Annotated in this window: 16 protein-coding genes and 1 pseudogene; 14 read left to right on the plus strand and 3 right to left on the minus strand. The window is 47.7% G+C overall.

All coding sequences use genetic code 11. The annotated features are described in order from the left end of the window. Positions 1–36 precede the first annotated feature (36 nt). The 3 genes from AC0KUT_RS15150 to AC0KUT_RS15160 form a co-directional block, all read right to left on the minus strand. The gene (locus tag AC0KUT_RS15150; RefSeq protein WP_488831201.1) at positions 37–786 is read right to left on the minus strand and encodes a SapC family protein; all 750 of its coding nucleotides are present in this window, start codon (positions 784–786) and stop codon (positions 37–39) included. Positions 787–1,108: 322 nt separating this feature from the next. Continuing rightward, positions 1,109–3,532: a phosphoketolase family protein gene (locus tag AC0KUT_RS15155; protein WP_488831202.1), complete on the minus strand. Its 2,424-nt coding sequence runs from the start codon at positions 3,530–3,532 to the stop codon at positions 1,109–1,111. Between the two features lie 92 nt (positions 3,533–3,624). After that, on the minus strand, positions 3,625–4,848 hold the full coding sequence (locus AC0KUT_RS15160) for an acetate/propionate family kinase (RefSeq protein ID WP_488831205.1): 1,224 nt from the start codon (positions 4,846–4,848) through the stop codon (positions 3,625–3,627). A 538-nt stretch (positions 4,849–5,386) separates the two neighbouring features. Between AC0KUT_RS15160 and atpD the strand changes: the two genes are divergently transcribed. The 14 genes and pseudogenes from atpD (at position 5,387) to AC0KUT_RS15230 (ending at position 18,230) form a co-directional block, all read left to right on the plus strand. After that, a complete protein-coding gene (gene atpD / locus AC0KUT_RS15165; RefSeq protein WP_488831206.1) occupies positions 5,387–6,916 on the plus strand; it encodes a F0F1 ATP synthase subunit beta in 1,530 nt (509 codons plus the stop codon). Continuing rightward, positions 6,894–7,295 (plus strand): F0F1 ATP synthase subunit epsilon, encoded by a 402-nt coding sequence (locus tag AC0KUT_RS15170; RefSeq protein ID WP_488831209.1) that lies wholly within the window; start codon positions 6,894–6,896, stop codon positions 7,293–7,295. The genes atpD and AC0KUT_RS15170 overlap by 23 nt, the downstream gene beginning before the upstream one ends. A 23-nt stretch (positions 7,296–7,318) precedes the next feature. Continuing rightward, entirely contained in the window at positions 7,319–7,726 is a 408-nt protein-coding gene (locus tag AC0KUT_RS15175) for an AtpZ/AtpI family protein (RefSeq protein ID WP_488831210.1), read from the plus strand. Further along, entirely contained in the window at positions 7,707–8,081 is a 375-nt protein-coding gene (locus AC0KUT_RS15180) for an N-ATPase subunit AtpR (RefSeq protein ID WP_488831214.1), read from the plus strand. The genes AC0KUT_RS15175 and AC0KUT_RS15180 overlap by 20 nt, the downstream gene beginning before the upstream one ends. Further along, positions 8,071–8,757: a F0F1 ATP synthase subunit A gene (locus AC0KUT_RS15185; protein WP_488831216.1), complete on the plus strand. Its 687-nt coding sequence runs from the start codon at positions 8,071–8,073 to the stop codon at positions 8,755–8,757. The genes AC0KUT_RS15180 and AC0KUT_RS15185 overlap by 11 nt, the downstream gene beginning before the upstream one ends. 39 nt (positions 8,758–8,796) lie before the next feature. Further along, complete coding sequence (locus AC0KUT_RS15190) at positions 8,797–9,078, plus strand: F0F1 ATP synthase subunit C (RefSeq protein ID WP_488831217.1); 282 nt, start codon at positions 8,797–8,799, stop codon at positions 9,076–9,078. 3 nt (positions 9,079–9,081) lie between these two features. Beyond that, positions 9,082–9,912: a F0F1 ATP synthase subunit B family protein gene (locus AC0KUT_RS15195; RefSeq protein ID WP_488831221.1), complete on the plus strand. Its 831-nt coding sequence runs from the start codon at positions 9,082–9,084 to the stop codon at positions 9,910–9,912. Next, the gene (locus AC0KUT_RS15200; RefSeq protein WP_488831223.1) at positions 9,909–11,588 is read left to right on the plus strand and encodes an alternate F1F0 ATPase, F1 subunit alpha; all 1,680 of its coding nucleotides are present in this window, start codon (positions 9,909–9,911) and stop codon (positions 11,586–11,588) included. Before AC0KUT_RS15195 ends, AC0KUT_RS15200 begins: the two co-directional genes overlap by 4 nt. After that, the gene (locus tag AC0KUT_RS15205) at positions 11,585–12,478 is read left to right on the plus strand and encodes a F0F1 ATP synthase subunit gamma (protein WP_488831225.1); all 894 of its coding nucleotides are present in this window, start codon (positions 11,585–11,587) and stop codon (positions 12,476–12,478) included. Before AC0KUT_RS15200 ends, AC0KUT_RS15205 begins: the two co-directional genes overlap by 4 nt. A 40-nt stretch (positions 12,479–12,518) precedes the next feature. Next, on the plus strand, positions 12,519–13,394 hold the full coding sequence (locus tag AC0KUT_RS15210; RefSeq protein ID WP_488831228.1) for an ADP-polyphosphate phosphotransferase: 876 nt from the start codon (positions 12,519–12,521) through the stop codon (positions 13,392–13,394). A 61-nt stretch (positions 13,395–13,455) separates the two neighbouring features. Next, positions 13,456–14,460 carry a 2-hydroxyacid dehydrogenase gene (locus AC0KUT_RS15215; protein WP_488831231.1) on the plus strand — a complete coding sequence of 335 codons (1,005 nt, stop codon included), beginning with the start codon at positions 13,456–13,458 and terminating at the stop codon, positions 14,458–14,460. A 10-nt stretch (positions 14,461–14,470) separates the two neighbouring features. Further along, on the plus strand, positions 14,471–17,083 hold the full coding sequence (glgP, locus tag AC0KUT_RS15220; RefSeq protein ID WP_488831233.1) for an alpha-glucan family phosphorylase: 2,613 nt from the start codon (positions 14,471–14,473) through the stop codon (positions 17,081–17,083). 91 nt (positions 17,084–17,174) lie between these two features. Next, positions 17,175–17,521: pseudogene (locus tag AC0KUT_RS15225) on the plus strand (transposase); the annotation flags it as partial. Positions 17,522–17,720: 199 nt separating this feature from the next. Beyond that, a complete protein-coding gene (locus AC0KUT_RS15230) occupies positions 17,721–18,230 on the plus strand; it encodes a transposase (protein WP_488831236.1) in 510 nt (169 codons plus the stop codon).

Below are 18,230 nucleotides of genomic sequence, written 5' to 3' on the forward strand. Positions count from 1 at the left end.
CGGGCTTCGGCCTTGGCAGTGAATTAAGCACTGCCCTTATTTTGCCGCATCTAAACGTGCAGATTTTGCATCGATCAACTTATTCAGATTCGTCATAGATTGCAGATGACTATAAATTAACTCTAGGCCATCTTTCTTAAAGAAATCGAGCGCGTCAGCATCGCTTATCGCCTTAAGCTTTTCGCGCTTAACCGCAAAAAAGCCCGTTAGATTAATGCCGGCTTCTGCATGGCCTTTAAAGGTAATATTGGCCTGCATAGGCTCCAACAAATCTAATTCGTGGAGGCGCTTGCAGAACACCTGTGTCATTTCAGCGCGCTGATGATAATCCTGCAAAAACGTCAACACTTCTTTCAAGTATGGTGTTTGTGCACCTGCATCATCAAACAAGCGATTACCTTTTGCGCCAGTCTTATCGATAAAGCTGCTTTCGTCATCAATGCACAAGGTCATGGTATCGCTGTCTTTACCAGTACTTAGGACAAAGGGGTAACGGCGAAAGAACCCAGGAATATAACGGGTATTGAATTTACCTTCAGTACTTACCAGCAGGTTCTCACCGGATTGCAAGCCCATCATGGCCAAAGGAATGTATGCTCCTTCCGCGCCAGTCGAAGAAAACACAATAGGAAATTCATTGGCAGCAAAGGGGATTTCATTGGCCAGAACAGGCACTGAAATCAATTCGCCGGCAAATTTATAGTCATCAACCTGCACAGAATAAGTACGATGCGCCTCTGAAGACAGCGGCTGAATTTTTTCGTATATCATAAGTTGCTTTGCCACGGGGATACCTCTTTTTATTGTGTGGGCTGGGAGTAGAAAAAATCGAGGCTCATAGTAGCACTTTAGATTCAATATGCCACTAGCATAAACCCGCGAATTTTGCTCAAAAAACACCCAGCCAGAATAAAAACAATACACTTCTGTATAGGATTTTACCTCCAAGCCTTTTCTTTGGGCCCGCTCAGATTTTCCTTATTCATACTCAGATTTCCAAAGCCGGTATACATCACCGGTTAGGCCTGCCCCAAAAACCAAAGGTACAAACCCGCTCGCACCATGAAATACGAGTCACAGAGCACCAGCCGAGATAGGAGTAATGGCCTTAACGCCATTCCCAATCTCGAATTTCAGGCAAATCTTCTCCGTGTTCTTCAATATAGTTTTTATGAGTAGCCAACTTATTCTGTAGAAACTCTCTAGCCCATAAAATATGAGACGCTAATTGCGGCACTCGCTCTATAACATTAAGAAATATATGAAAACGATCTAGTTGGTTTAGTACCACCATATTAAATGGGGTAGTTGTTGTGCCCTCTTCTTTAAACCCATGAACATGCAAATTATGGTGATTGGTGCGCTGGTAGGTCAGCTTATGAATCAAGGTTGGGTAACCGTGAAAAGCAAAAATAATCGGCTTATCGCAAGTAAACAATGCATCAAAATCGGTATCGCTTAACCCATGTGGATGTTCAGACTGAGGTTGTAAGCGCATCAAATCAACTACATTAATAAAGCGAATTTTGAGATCAGCAAAATGCGTCCTAAGTAGCTTAACGGCTGCAAGTGCCTCTAAGGTAGGCACATCGCCCGCACAGGCTATAACAACATCAGGCGCTTCTCCATGGTAGTTACTTGCCCAATCCCAAACACCGAGACCTTTTGCACAATGCTCTTTTGCTTGATCCATATTGAGCCATTGATGCTCAGGCTGCTTTCCTGCCACTATCACATTAATATAATTGCGACTGCGCAAACAGTGGTCGGTAACAGACAGCAAGGTATTCGCATCTGGCGGCAAATAGATACGAGTGACTTCGCTTTTTTTATTGACGATATGATCAATAAAGCCTGGGTCTTGGTGGCTGCTGCCGTTATGGTCCTGGCGCCACACATGGGAAGACAACAAATAATTTAACGAGGCAACAGGTTTTCGCCATGGGATATGATTAGCTGTTTTTAACCACTTAGCATGTTGGTTCACCATGGAATCCACGATATGAATAAATGCCTCATAACAAGAAAAAAAGCCATGTCGCCCTGTGAGCAAATAACCTTCTAGCCAACCCTGGCATTGATGTTCACTTAAAATTTCCATCACTCGCCCAGAGGTTGACAACTTATCATCAAACTCAAACGTCTGCGCCATCCAGCTGCGTTCAGTTACATCGAGCACATCTTGCCAACGGTTCGAATTATTCTCATCGGGACTAAAAATGCGAAAGTTTTTATTGGATAAATTATTAGCCATTACATCGCGTAAAAACCAACCCATAACACGCGTTGCCTCTGCTTTTATCGCACCAGGAGAAGGAAGGTCTACGGCATAGGTATCAAACGTGGGCAGATGCAAATTGCGCAGCAATAAACCACCATTGGCATGAGGATTGGCCCCCATACGACGCACACCTACGGGCGCTAGCGCCAAAAGTTCTGCATTTAATTTACCTGCCGCATCAAATAACTCTTGCGGTTTATAACTCTGCATCCAAGCCTCTAAGATCTGTACATGGCCCGCTTTATCCATATGGCTTAGGGGCACTTGATGTGAACGGAAGGTTCCTTCAATGTGTACACCATCCACTTCTTTTGGCCCAGTCCAGCCCTTAGGCGAGCGCAAAATAATCATCGGCCATAAGGGGCGCTTGCTAATTCCGCTGGCGCGCGCATCCATTTGGATTTTTCGAATCATTGCAACAACCTTATCCAAGGTTGCCGCCATCAGTTGATGCATAACCTCAGGATCATCACCTTCCACAAAAAATGGCGTATAACCATAGCCATGAAATAGCGCTGTCAACTCTTCGTGGGGGATACGTGCAAGCACACTAGGGTTGGCAATTTTGTAACCGTTCAAATGCAAAATTGGCAAGACTGCGCCATCACTAATGGGGTTTAAAAATTTATTGGAATGCCAACTCGTCGCCAATGGGCCGGTCTCTGCTTCACCATCACCCACCACACAGGCAGCAATTAAATCGGGGTTATCAAACACGGCACCAAAAGCATGAGACAAGGCATAACCCAACTCGCCACCTTCGTGGATTGAACCCGGTGTTTCCGGTGCGACATGACTGGGAATACCCCCAGGAAATGAAAACTGTTTGAAGAGTTTTTCCATACCCGCTTCATTTTGACTAACCTGCGGATAAACTTCACTATAGACTCCCTCCAAATAGGTATTGGCTACCAACGCGGGGCCACCGTGGCCTGGGCCCGCAATATAAATCATATTCAAATCAAAATTCTTGATAACCCGATTCAAATGAACATAGATAAAATTTAATCCTGGTGTTGTGCCCCAGTGGCCCAATAACCTCGGCTTAATATGCTCGAGTGTTAACGGCTGTTTGAGCAAGGCATTAGCATAGAGATAAATTTGACCTACAGCCAAATAGTTTGCCGCACGCCAATAGGCATTCATTTTACTCAACAATGCTTGTGATAGCGGCTGATCTGCCAAACCACTATCTCCCTCTAAATCATTAAGCTTCGCGCTAGACTCTTGTTCATGTATCGAGATATTCACAGTATTGTCCTTTTAAATAAGTTGGCTAATTAAATTCGCTAGCTGATTAAACACGTCATTACCATCACCAAAAATAACGCCATTGCTGTAAATTAATTGCCGTCATGAATTTTCAAAAATTGCTTAAGGTTCTGTGCAATGACCCGCTCTTCGTCTGTATCCATTACTCGCACTGTCACTCTGCTCTTCACGGAAGAAATAACGCCGCTATTGTGTTGGTTCTGCGCGGCATCCAGCTCTATACCAATAAACGCTAAGCCGCTGCAAATGCGCGCACGCACCTCGGGTGAGTTCTCGCCAATACCACCAGAAAACACCAAAGTATCAATACCGCCTAAGGTCGCAGCCATAGAGCAAATCCATTTTTTGGTTTGATAACAAAAAAAAGCAACGGCATCAGCCGCGCGGGAATCATTAACTTCATGCTCGAGCAACACACCCATATCAGCGCTAATCTCTGATATCCCCAACATACCCGACTCATAATTGATCATGGTATGAAAGCGCGCACTGTTCATGCGCTCAGCCTGCGTCATATACCAGGCTAAGCCCGGATCAAGATCACCTGCGCGCGTGCCCATAGGCAAGCCCGAGCAAGGCGTTAAGCCCATACTGGTATCCATACTTTTTCCGCCCGCCACCGCGGTTACGCTGGCACCACTGCCCAAGTGCGCTAACACCACTTTTCCCTGTGCAACTTCCTCACCCTCAAGCCGCGCCAACTCTTGTATTAAGTAAGTACACGATAAGCCGTGAAAACCGTAGCGACGAATTCCCTTAATGGCATAGCGACGCGGAATAGGAAGCAATTGCGCAACACGCGGCATACTGTGATGAAAAGCGGTATCGAAACAGGCAATATGTTTAAGCGCAGGAAAGCGCGCTAAAAATGCTTCAAGCAGCATAATTTCTTCTGGTACATGTTCAGCATCAAGTGGAGTGAGCTTACGCAGCTCTTTAATAAAACTGGGGGTTACCTCTGTCGGCTTCCAATAACTAATACCACCATGCACAATTCTATGACCTATGGCCACTAAATGCCCGAGCTCAACTTGCACCAAGGTAGAATCTAACTGCGATGCGATCCACTCTATCAGCAACTCAATGGCAGCAGCATAATCACCTAGGCCAACTGTTTTAACAAAATTATGCGCAGCCTCAACGCCCTTAACACTAAGGCTCGCTTTAGGGTGCCCAATTTTTTGCAACTGACCTTCAAAGATCGGCACCAAATAATCATCGCGGTTATAGAGCGAAAATTTAATACTGGAAGATCCACCATTCACACTTAACACCAAAGGCCGATCTGATTTCATGTGGCATCTTCTCTAATAATGATCAACGTAATATTGAACGCGAAGAAAACCCAGAACAACGCCTCACGCAAGCTCAGCAAGAAGTATTAATTCAGCGATTCCTCACGGCAGAATGCACACTTAGCATTTAAAAAACTGTTCGTTAGCACACCGAAGCGCGATCAGCTCATATAAGTGCAACTCCGCCCTATAGCGTAAGCGACCTATTAAGTTCGCCATCGCACAGAACTCTGCCATTATTTGCGGTCTACTGAACACTAATAGGCTTCAGTAGGCGCTAACAAGCACATTGGGATGAGCTGGATGAGAAAGCAACTTAAATGAGAGCAACTTAAATGAGAGCAACTTAAATGAGATAGGTTGCAATTTAAGTGCGATCACTAAATTCACTCTAACCTGCTAAGATCACTCTAACCTGTTTTAATTAAACCTTATCTGATCTAAAACAAATCTAGATAGTTAAATTCCCCTTAGACTAAACATCTAAGCCATTATTTACATATTGGTAATTTAGACGCCGAAATGCTCAGGAAGCACTATGAAGAGTGGCTCCAACAGTATGCACACCGGCACGGTTGTCGCGCTGCGCGGCAGTGTTGTCGATGTTTATTTCGAAACAGATTTACCAGGAATTCAATCACTCTTGCACGCCGATCAAGGCCGCATAGTCATGGAAGTATTGGTGCAGCAAGACGCCCACCGCGTACGAGCGATTGCGCTCACACCAACCCAAGGGTTAGCGCGCGGTGCAGTGGTAGAAGCGCGCGGCAACCCACTACAGGCGCCCGTTGGCGATGCCATACTCTCACGCATGTTCGATGTCTTTGGCAACGCCATTGACCGCTTGCCTCCGCCGGAAAATATTAGCTGGCGCTCTGTGCACAATACGCCTCCTAGCCTTACACAGCGCTCCACTCAAGCCGAAATTTTTACCACTGGCATCAAAATTATTGATGTTCTTGTACCACTTGAGCGCGGCGGCAAAGCTGGTTTGTTTGGCGGCGCGGGCGTTGGCAAAACGGTGCTGCTCACGGAAATGATTCACAACATGCTCGGTCACCATAACGGTGTCAGTATTTTTTGCGGGATAGGCGAGCGCTCGCGCGAAGGCGAAGAACTCTACCGCGACATGAAAACGGCAGGCGTGCTGCCCAACATGGTGATGGTCTACGGCCAGATGAATGAACCACCGGGAGCGCGCTTTCGCGTGGGGCATGCCGCCTTAACCATGGCGGAATATTTTCGCGATGATGCTCATAGAGATGTGCTGCTATTAATCGACAATATTTTTCGCTTCTTACAAGCGGGCGCAGAAGTATCGGGCCTAATGGGGCAAATGCCATCGCGACTGGGCTATCAACCCACTATGGGCACTGAATTGTCGAGCTTAGAAGAGCGCATAGCCAATACTGACAAGGGCGCAATCACATCTATTCAAGCTGTTTACGTTCCCGCTGATGATTTCACCGACCCCGCCGCGGTTCACACCTTCTCGCACTTATCGGCATCTATAGTGCTCTCGCGCCAACGCGCCAGTGAAGGCATGTACCCCGCGTTAGATCCTCTTGAATCCAGTTCCAAAATGGCAACGCCCGGTATCGTCGGCGAACGCCACTACAAACTCGCGCAAGCTGTACGCCAAACCCTCGCACAGTACGCTGAACTCAAAGACATTATTGCCATGCTCGGCCTAGAACAATTGTCAGCAGAAGATCGTACTCTAGTCGGGCGCGCGCGCAGACTAGAGCGTTTTTTTACACAGCCATTTTTCACCACAGAACAATTTAGTGGCATCCCTGGGAAATTAGTGAGTTTGGAAGATGCCCTCGATGGCTGCGAGCGGATTCTGAACGATGAATTTAAAGATTACCCCGAAAGTGCGCTCTATATGATTGGCGCGGTGGATGAAGCAAAACAAAAATATTCTGCCGACAAAAAAGTAACCGCCAATACACAACCAAGCGCAGCGGTTGATAAAAACCAAGCCTCAGACGACAAACACACACAAAACCCTAGCCCGAATCAAAGCACAGAGCAGCCAGCCCATGACCGCACAACTGCAGGTTAAATTACTGCTGCCCAGCAGCTGCCTCGCAGAGCATAAAGATGTACTGCGTTTAGTCGCAGAAACTAGTGCGGGTTCCTATGGTTTTTTACCCCAGCGGCGCGATTGCACTGCCGCCATTGTACCCGGCATTCTTACCCTTGAGTCTGCAGGCCAAGGTGAGATTTTTTACGCGCTGGACGAAGGTGTTTTAGTGAAAACGGGGTTGAACATTGTGCTATCGGTAAGGCGCGCACTCAAGGGTAACGACCTCAATGAGTTACATCGAAAACTCACAGAGGAGTTTCTCGTATTAGATGAGGAAGAGCGCAAGGAGCAACATTTAAAAGCCAAGCTGGAAAGCGGGTTTCTCAAACAGTTTGTAAATTTACACCAAAACTAAACGGCAGCTACACATGATGAAAAATGAATAGCCCAAAACCCAACAATAAAAATGACGAACACAGCCGCCAAGATAAGTATGGGCGACAAGTGAGCACGCGCGTACAACTCAAACAGCGCGCGCGGCGCAATCCCAGCACGGGTGTTTGGTTTGGCTTGGGCATGATGGGTTTAATCGGCTGGTCGATTGTAGTGCCCACTCTATTGGGCGCAGCCTTAGGCCTCTGGCTCGACACCCATTACCGCGACACACACTCATGGACTCTAGCGCTGCTGATGGCAGGCCTTAGCCTCGGCTGTTTCAATGCATGGCACTGGGTAACAAAGCAAGATGAAGCCATGCATCAAGACCTAGAACAAAATACTGATTCAGATTCAAAAGATGCATCCAAAAAACTCGAGGAGAACCCCCATGATCGGCATAGAGATTAATGACTCGCAAGTTATCTGGTCCGTCATCGGCTGGTCATTATTTGCGGGCATTCTATTGGGGGGTATTTTTTACGGCGGCCTGTGGTGGACTGTTACCCAGCGGCTCACGCACCCACGCGCCGCGCTGTGGTTTGTGGGTGGGTTTATTGCGCGTATGGCAATCGCACTAGGTGGCATTTATTGGATTGCTGCAGGCGACTGGAAAAAACTCGCCGCCTGCATGCTCGGATTTTTTATTGGTCGCTTGCTCGTGAATGGCTATAGCACACGCATGAAAAATACCGCCAATTTAGCCCAAATTGACTCACCTCTAGCAAGCGCACAAAATTCAAAGGACAAGACCTATGCATCTTAGTCCAGACCAAATTATTTTTTGGCAGTATGGCGTGATAAAGCTCAATGCCACCATTGTTTACACCTGGCTGCTAATGCTGGTCCTAGTCGCAGGTTCAGCATTTATCACGCGCCGTCTGTCTCATGGCTTACAGCGTTCGCACTGGCAAAATATTTTAGAGATTGTAGTCACGACGCTAGAACAACAACTAAAGGATTTAGGCCTGCGCCATGCACGTACTTATATTGGTTTTTTAGGCAGCCTATTTTTATTAGTCGCCTGCGCCGATATAGGTACCATTATTCCGGGGTTTGAGCCGCCTACCGGTTCACTCTCCACCACCACCGCATTGGCACTTTGTGTATTTATTGCCGTGCCTTTCTATGGTATTCGCAATCAGGGCATGCTCGGTTATTTAAAAACCTATACCCAGCCCACCATCATCATGCTGCCCTTTAATTTAATCAGCGAGCTATCTCGCACCCTTGCACTGGCGGTGCGTCTATTCGGTAATATGATGAGCGGCGCTATGATTATCGCCATCCTCCTGGTCATTACGCCGCTTATTTTTCCCATCATTATGACGCTGCTCGGGCTGCTTACCGGCTTGGTGCAAGCCTATATATTTTTTGTGCTCGCCGCGGTTTATATCGCAGCAGCGACTCAAATTGTTACTCCCGTTAATACAAAAAATTAACCCGCCTCATCTACTGGTATATTTTAAAAGGACAACATTATGGACTCTGCAACCCTCATCGCCATGGTATCCATCGCTATTGCTGGAATCACTACCGGCTTTGGCACTATGGGGCCAGCCTTTGCCGAAGGGCGCGCCGTAGCCACAGCACTCAGTGCGCTAGCACAGCAGCCCGATGCATCCTCCACCATCACCCGCACCTTATTTGTCGGTTTAGCAATGATTGAGTCGACCGCCATTTACTGTTTTGTTATTTCCATGATTTTGTTGTTTGCCAACCCCTTTTGGAACTATGCCATCGCCCAAGCTGCAGGAAAATAAATCATGTTAATTGACTGGTTTACCGTAGGGGCTCAAGCACTCAATTTTATTATTCTTGTGTGGCTGCTCAAACGGTTTTTATACAAACCCATATTGAATGCAATAGATGCACGCGAAGAGCATACCGCCAAAGTGTTGGCCGAAGCCGCTAAAACGCAACAAGACGCCGACGCAGCCAAAACGCATTGGCAAACCCAAAACAGTGAAATTGAAACTGAACGCAATAAGCTCTTAGCAGATGCTCGCACTGCGGCAGAGCAAGAAAAACAAAACCTGTTAACCCAAGCGCGCAGCGCAGCCGATAAATTAAGCGCGCAACGTCAAACGGCACTTGTTGCCGAGCAGCAAAGCTTGCAAGCCAACCTCACGCAATATGCGCGCACTGAGGTGTTTGCGATTGCGAATAAAGCACTTCATGATTTGGCGAATAGCTCTTTAGAGGCCGCAATGTTTGAAGGATTTAAAATACAACTCGCCAAACTTGCCGACAGTGAACAACAAGCACTCGCCAAGGCGTTGAAGGATACGCAACAACAGGCGTTAATTCGCAGTCAATTCCCACTCAATGAAACCCAGCAACAACAACTGCGCGATCAGATCAATACCCAATTAAGCATCGCAACCACACTGCAGTTTGAAACACAGCCTACAGCCAGTACCGGTATAGCCCTTATTGCCGGCGACCAAAAACTGGCATGGACTATAGATAATTATCTGCTCAATTTTGAACAAGGCGTGCAGGACCTGCTCACTCAGAAACTCGCATCTATCAAAGATGACACTGTAGCTACCGACCGCGATACGAGCGCTCAAGCAAGTAAGGTCGCATCATGAGTGATCACCAATCACTTTCCGGCTCGCAGATAGAAGAGGAAATGGAAGTGCTGCCTCCAGCTCCGCTGCTAGCACCCATGCTCACCACTATATTTAGCGATCTCGCACAGGCGCGCGCGCAAGTATCACCACAACTTGCCACACAAGAAATTGGCGTGGTCGTCAAGGTCTCCACCGGCATTGCCCAGGTGCGCGGCTTGCGCAGTGTAGGCGCAGAGGAATTATTAAAATTTCCCGGTGATATTTTTGGTATTGCATTCAATTTAGATGAAGAAGAAATTGGCGTGGTCTTACTGGGCGACTACTGGAAGCTTCAAGCTGGCGACCCCGTTGAGCGCACGGGGCGCGTCATGGATGTTGGCGTTGGCCCTGAACTGTTGGGCCGCGTTATAGATCCACTAGGGCGCCCGCAAGACAGCAAACCCGCCCCCAACACCCAACAGCGTTTACCCATAGAGCGCCCCGCCGCTGCCATTATGGATCGCGCCGCTGTGACTGTCCCGCTGCAAACCGGCATTAAAGTGATAGATGCAATGGTGCCCATTGGCCGTGGCCAGCGCGAATTAATTTTAGGTGACCGGCAAACAGGTAAAACCACAATAGCGGTAGATACCATTCTCAATCAGCGCGATGAAAATGTTATTTGTATTTATTGCGCGATTGGCCAACGCGCATCCGCAGTCGCTAAAACTATCGCTACGCTACAAGAAAAAGGCGCCATGGCTTACACCTTAGTCATGGTTACTGAAGGCAATAGTCCACCCGGTTTAAGTTATATCGCCCCCTATGCCGCCACCAGTATTGCTGAATACTTTATGGAAGCAGGACGCGATGTCTTAATTGTGTACGACGACCTCACCCAGCACGCACGCGCCTATCGCGAGCTGTCGCTATTAATGCGTAGGCCGCCAGGGCGCGAAGCCTATCCCGGCGATATTTTTTATATTCACTCACGGCTACTAGAGCGCGCCACCCATTTAAGCCCTGAGCGCGGAGGCGGCTCCCTGACTGCGCTACCCATCATTGAAACTGAAGCACAAAATATCTCCGCGTATATTCCCACCAACTTAATTTCCATCACCGATGGTCAAATTTATCTCTCACCCAAGCTATTTGAACTGGGCGTATTGCCCGCAGTGGATGTGGGAAAATCTGTTTCACGCGTGGGCGGTAAAGCCCAGCGCGCCGCGTTTCGCGCCGTCGCGGGCCATTTAAAATTAGCTTACGCACAGTTTGAAGAGCTAGAAACCTTCGCGCGTTTTGGTGCGCGCCTCGATGAAGACTCGCGCACAATTATTGAACACGGCAAACGCATTCGCGCCTGTTTGATCCAACCAGAATATTCACCGGTGACAGTAGCTGCACAAATTTTAATGCTCTTAGCCCTGAGTGAAAAATTATTCGATGAAATCCTCCTTGCGCAGATACCCGCGGTGGAGCGCGCGCTCTATGAAGCAGCGCCATCTATTCCCGACAATCTGCGCGCTAGCTTTAGCAGCGGTGACAAGTTAACCGATAGTGACCGAGCCACTATTCTCGCGCTCGCGCAAGACGTGTTAAAAAATCTACAAACAAATATTAAGGCTAATGCGCCTGTGGCTACACCAGAAAATGTGCCTGTGACAGCCCCCAAAACCGACATCAAACAAACCAACACTACAACACCAAGACCATGACAGACACTACCGCAAGCCTACTGCATAAAACCCAAAGCGCTAAAGACTTGCAGGGCGTAGTGCGTACCATGAAAGCAATGGCGGCCACCAGCATCAGCCAATATGAAAATGCAGTGCAGGCGTTGGATGATTATTATCAAAATCTACAGCTTGCGTTACTTGCGTGCTTTAAGGCCGACAATCAATTCTTGATAAGCCAAGCGGCAGCGCCAATTAAAAAAAATGCGGCAGTAGGCGTACTAGTTTTTGGTTCTGATCAAGGCTTAGTGGGCCAATTCAACGAATCCATGAGCGATTATGTAAATGCTCAGTTAACGAATATTCCTGGCGAGAAAAAAATATGGGTTTTAGGTGAACGCTTAGAATCGCGCTTGCGCGAAAGCGACTTAACAATTAGCGAGCGCTTTCCACTGCCCAATAGTATCGCGGCGATTTCACCGCTCGTGAGCCGTATATTGTTAGACTTAGAAAATAGCTATGAGCGCGGCGACATAAATGAGGTCTACCTATACCATCATCAGCCCACAGGAGGAGCAAGCTATAGGCCTGTTGCACAGCGCCTGCTACCCTTGGATAACAACTGGCAGGCCAGTATCCGCCAACAATCTTGGCCCAGTAAAAACATTCCCGAAGTTATTGGCGGTAGTCATCGCGCGCTTTTGGGCTTTATCCATGAATATTTGTTTATTACTCTATTTCGCGCCTGTGCAGACTCACTCGCCAGCGAAAACGCCAGCCGCTTGGCCGCCATGCAGCGCGCCGAGAAAAACATCGATGAACTACTCGAACACATGCAGCGCAATTATCATCAATTGCGCCAAGCGGGTATCGATGAAGAATTGTTTGATTTAATCTCTGGCTTTGAAGCGCTGCAGATTAAAAGCACGTAAAAAAACGCCCACTACACAGCAGACACAGGGACACCAAGCCATGAAAATAGATACAGATGACTTTAAAGCCAAGCCAGGTAAAAAAATCGATTTGAAAAAGTGGCCCACCAAAACAGAGCCCTACTACACCTCAAAAACTGACTACAAAAAACAATTAAGCCAGCAGATTTCTGACCTTAGTGACCAGCAGGAGCTGCAGTATGCCGATGACCGCTATTCACTACTCATAATTTTTCAAGCCATGGACGCCGCGGGTAAAGACGGCGCTATCAAACATGTGATGTCAGGCATTAATCCGCAAGGCTGCCAGGTTTTTAGTTTTAAACACCCCAGCGCCACAGAGTTGGATCACGACTTTCTATGGCGAACCAATCAATGCCTACCCGAACGTGGGCGCATAGGTATTTTTAACCGTTCCTATTATGAAGAAGTGTTGATCGCGCGCGTCCATCCAGAAATTTTACACGCGCAGCGCTTGCCAGAAGATTTATTACACAATAAGGATATTTGGAAGCGTCGCTATAAATCGATTGTAGATATGGAAAAACATCTGGATCACAGCGGCACCAAAATTGTAAAAATATTTTTACACCTATCAAAAGATGAACAGCGCGAGCGCTTTTTAGCACGCATTGATAACTCTCATAAAAACTGGAAATTTAGCATCTCTGATATTGAAGAGCGGCAGTATTGGGATCAATACCAGCGCGCCTATGAAAAATGCATAGCCGCTACGAGCAGCAAACAGTCGCCTTGGTATCTGGTACCCGCAGACGATAAAGAAAATGCACGGCTGATCATCTCTGAGATTCTATTAAATACACTGCGCGCACTAGAACTCAAGGCGCCCTCGGTAGACAGCGCACGCAAGGAGGAGCTCGCCAGTATCAGAGCGCGTTTAGTCGCAGGCGAATAGTATTTATATTTATGTAATAAACCAAACAGCATCGAGAAAGCAGCACATATAGGAGAGCACCATGCGAGTCGCTGTCTTCAGCAGCAAAGCCTATGACCGAGAATTTCTTAGCGGCGCCAATGACCTAAACAACCTTGGTCCTACCCACGAATTAATCTTTCACGAAGTAGCGCTCAACCTCAATACGGTGATATTGGCGAAAGATTGTGGTGCAGTCTGCTGCTTTGTTAATGATCAGCTAGATGCTCCCGTGCTGCACGCGCTAGCGCAGCTAGGGGTAAAATTAATTGCGCTACGCTGCGCCGGCTTTAATCAGGTAGATATAGTCGCAGCCACTGAGCTGGGGCTGTGTGTCGCACGCGTGGCTGAATACTCGCCCCATGCAATAGCCGAACATGCGCTGGGCTTGATCTTAATGCTCAATCGCAACCTGCATCGCGCCCACAATCGTATTCGCGAAAATGACTACGCGCTTAATGGCCTGCTGGGATTTGATTTGGTCAATAAAACCGTAGCGATTATTGGCACAGGGAAAATTGGCAGCATTCTCGCACAGATTATGAAAGGCATAGGCTGCAATATAATTGCCTACGACCCTTACCCAAACAACGAACTCATTGCTCAGGGCACTCAATATTGTTCACTCGATGAAATTTGGCGCCGTGCCGATATTATTTCACTGCACTGCCCGCTTACGCCCGCCACACATCACTTGATCAATCACGAAACCATCGCCCAAATGAAAGACGGCGTGATGTTAATCAATACTGGGCGCGGTGGTTTAATCGACACGCCGGCAGTCATAAAAGGGTTAAAAAGTAAAAAAATTGGCTACGTCGGCCTCGATGTTTACGAAGAAGAGGCCGAATTGTTTTTTGAAGATCAATCAAACTTATTACTGCAAGACGATGTATTCGCGCGCTTACTCACCTTCCCTAATGTGGTTATTACTGGCCATCAAGCATTTTTTACCCGCGAGGCCTTGAGCGAAATAAGCCGCGTCACCCTCGCTAACATTAGCTATTTTGAGCGCAGCGAATTAGAAAAAATTTGTCGCGTCAACTAAAGGAATCATCATGCCACTTTTCAATCGACCGCTGCCCAGCGCGCTTACACCCCTGCATGAACTGGCGACAGATTTGCACTGGAGCTGGAATCACGCTGGCGATCAACTGCTTCGACTAATAAATGCCGACGTTTGGGAGCGCACACAAAACCCCATAGAAGTATTACAGCTAACCAGTGACAGCCATTTTGAAGCGCTGGCGAAGGATGACGATTTTGTTGCACAACTCAACAATATTTTATCTGCACGCCAAAAATACATGAGCGACCCGGCTTGGTATAACCGCCAGTATCCAGCAGCGCCTTTACGCGGCGTTGCCTACTTCAGCATGGAGTTTGGTTTGTGCGATGCACTGCCGCTCTACGCGGGTGGTTTAGGCTTACTCGCCGGTGATTTTTTAAAAACTGCCAGTGATCTTGGCGTGCCCTTAGTGGCGGTTGGGCTGCTGTACCAAGAGGGCTACTTTCGCCAAAGCCTTGATGAAAACGGTTGGCAACAAGAAACCTATTTATTTAACGAGCCAGGCAATATGCCAATTCGCCCGCTGCGCGCCAGCGACGGCAGCTGGTTGCAAATTGAAACAGAATTTTTATGTCGCCGCGTTCGCTTTCGCGTCTGGCAGGTACAAGTGGGTAGAATCACGCTCTACCTTCTGGACAGTAACGACTCCAGCAATCAAGTTACTGACCGCGGTATCACCAGCCAACTTTATGGCGGTGGCACAGAGCTGCGTTTAGTGCAAGAAATCGCATTAGGTATTTGCGGTTGGCGTTTAATAGAAACCCTAACGCAAGACCCTAACAGCGGAATTAATATTGATGTGTGTCACCTCAACGAAGGCCATGCTGCCTTCGCCACGCTGGAGCGAATTCGCGCCTATAAAGATAAATACCAAGTCGATTTTTGGGAGGCGCTCTGGGCCACACGCGGCGGCAATGTTTTTACCACACACACACCGGTAGCCGCAGGTTTCGACCGCTATCCCCACGAGCTTTTAATGCGCTATATCAGCCAGTATGTACCGCAATTAGGTATTGATCTGGATACACTTATTAAACTAGGCAGCGCGCCGGCCAATAGTTTCAATGATCAATCCACGCAAGCCGCACCCGGCTTTAATATGGCCTATCTCGCTATGCACACTTGTGCGCGCAGCAATGGTGTAAGTCAACTTCATGGCCGCGTTAGTCAGAGTATTTTCCAACCGCTGTTCTTACGCTGGCCCCAATGTGAAATTCCGGTTGGAGCTGTCACTAACGGCGTACACATTCCCACCTGGGATTCGAGCGCCGCCGATGAACAGTGGACTCAATTGCTCGGAAAGGATCGCTGGCGCGAAGACATTAGCAACATATCTCCCGCTAAATTTTCACAATTAAAAGATACCGAACTCTGGCAGATGGCCGCACAAAATCGCGCGGAATTAGTTGACTACACCCGCCAGCGCCTTATTAATCAATGGCGCAACGAACATAGTCACAACGAGCTCCAACATGTCGACTTGGCCAGTTGCGCGCTGCCGCAAGATTTACCGCTCGACCCCAACATTCTCACCCTCGGTTTTGCACGGCGCTTTGCTGAATACAAACGCCCCGATCTATTGCTGCACGACCCTGAACGACTCGCGCGCATACTCTGTAACAGTCACTACCCTGTGCAACTTATTGTTGCGGGTAAAGCACACCCAAAAGACAACACCGGCAAGCGCGCATTACAGCGCTGGCACGAGTTCGCCCAACGCCAAGACATATGCCACCACCTAGCACTCGTTGAAGACTACGACATCACCCTTGCACAACATCTTGTGCAAGGCGTAGATCTCTGGATCAACAACCCACGCCGGCCCTGGGAAGCCTGCGGCACGAGCGGCATGAAAACCTTAGTCAATGGCGGATTAAATTTATCCAGTCTCGATGGCTGGTGGGCCGAAGCCTACGAACCTGATGTAGGTTGGGCCTTGGGCGATGGCCAAGAGCATGGCAGCGAACACGACGCCCAAGATGCGGAACAACTCTATCAACTTTTAGAGAACGAAATAATTCCGTTATTTTATCAGCACAATAAACAGGGCCTGCCCGCACAGTGGATTCAAATGATGCGCGCCAGTATGAGTAAGCTCACCGCTCGCTTTAGCAGCAACCGCATGCTGCAAGAATATATCGATAATTATTATTATCCTGCTGCGCAGGATCTACACGCGCGCACTCAAAATAACGGCGCCATCGCCAAAGAACTCTTGCAATGGCAACAGGAATTACAGAAACACTGGCATGAAGTGCATATAGAGCGGCCACAATATCAAGTCACAGACAGTGGCTTTACAATTGGTGTACAAGTTTACCTTGGCGGTATAGGCCCAGAATTTATTAAGGTACAACTGTTTGCCGAGCCAATTACCGACAGCAATTCCAACAACAATGCCAACACTCCATTCTCAGCAGAGATAATTGACTTGGAGTATTCCAAACCATTAGCGGGCGCCATCAGCGTCTATCACTACACAGGGGAAATCACCACTACACGCAACATGACAGATTATACGGTGCGCGTAATCAGCGCCCATTCACACGCTAATATACCTGCGGAAAGCAGCTTGATTCGCTGGGAAGAAAAAGGAAGCTAGCAAATCGATTCTTTCAGCACGTCATTGTGAAGTACAAGAACAAACGATTGAGGTCTTATCGATTGAAATTACGTGCCTCATAGCATTCTACGCCATGGCGATGGTGGCCGCGATGAGTGATATAAGTACCTTCAAAAATGGTCGTGAGCTAGCGGCGTGGTTGGCTTAGTGCTGTAACAATATTCCACCGGCAGCAAACCAACGCTGCTAGGTATTAGTAAACGGGGCGATACTTATTTGCGAACACTGCTTATCCACGGCGGGCGCACAGTGGTAAGAGTGGCCAATAAACATCAAGACAAACGCAGTACATGGGTAATGAAGCTAGAGGAGCGTCGAGGTAAAAATATTTCGGCGGTTGCGGTCGTCAATAAAAATGCGCGCGTAGCTTGGGCGCTGCTTAGCCACAAAACCACATATCAAGCTAGCGCCGTATAAGCGAAAGAATTTAACAGCAAGCTGTTATCAACGAGCTGCGTAGATAAAGTTCAAGTGATGGCAAAAAAGATAATACCTACATATCAGTAAGTCTGACGGGGGTCTCGGGCTCATTAGAAGCCGAAGACTTGATGAGACAGATATGTGCGAATTCCATCAGGGCCAGAGGCTTTAATTGCCTCACCTCAAGGCCGGACATATGGAAGCAACCTTTTTACAATTACGAACACTTTCATCTTGCAATACGGGGCGGACCATATATGACCTTCTTTTTTTGATCGCAGAATTATATCGCCAGCGGTGGAGTGTTGAGCTCTACTTTCGAGACCTAAAAACAACCTTGGGCATGGAGTTTTTAAAATCAAAAACACCTGAGATGGTGAAAAAAGAAATACAGATGTTTTTTATCGTATTCAACGTTGTTCGTTATTTGATGTCAGAAGCTGGAAGTAGCTCTGGAGATTTTGTCTTAGCGTTCAAATCTTGCGTACAAACATTAATATCTTACTGCAATAGCGACAACGCTATCGCCGTTACTTCTCCAGCAAAGCATAAGAACTTATTACTCAATGAAATCATGAAATGTACGCTCTACCAACGGCAAGGAAGAGTTGAGCCTCGGCATATAAAACAAAGACCCAAACCCTTTAAGCTCATGACAAAACCGAGATCAGTATTAAGAGCCGAAATGCTAGCGCAGGCGGCTTAA

This window comes from Cellvibrio sp. 25HG11W-0 (genome assembly GCF_057815475.1).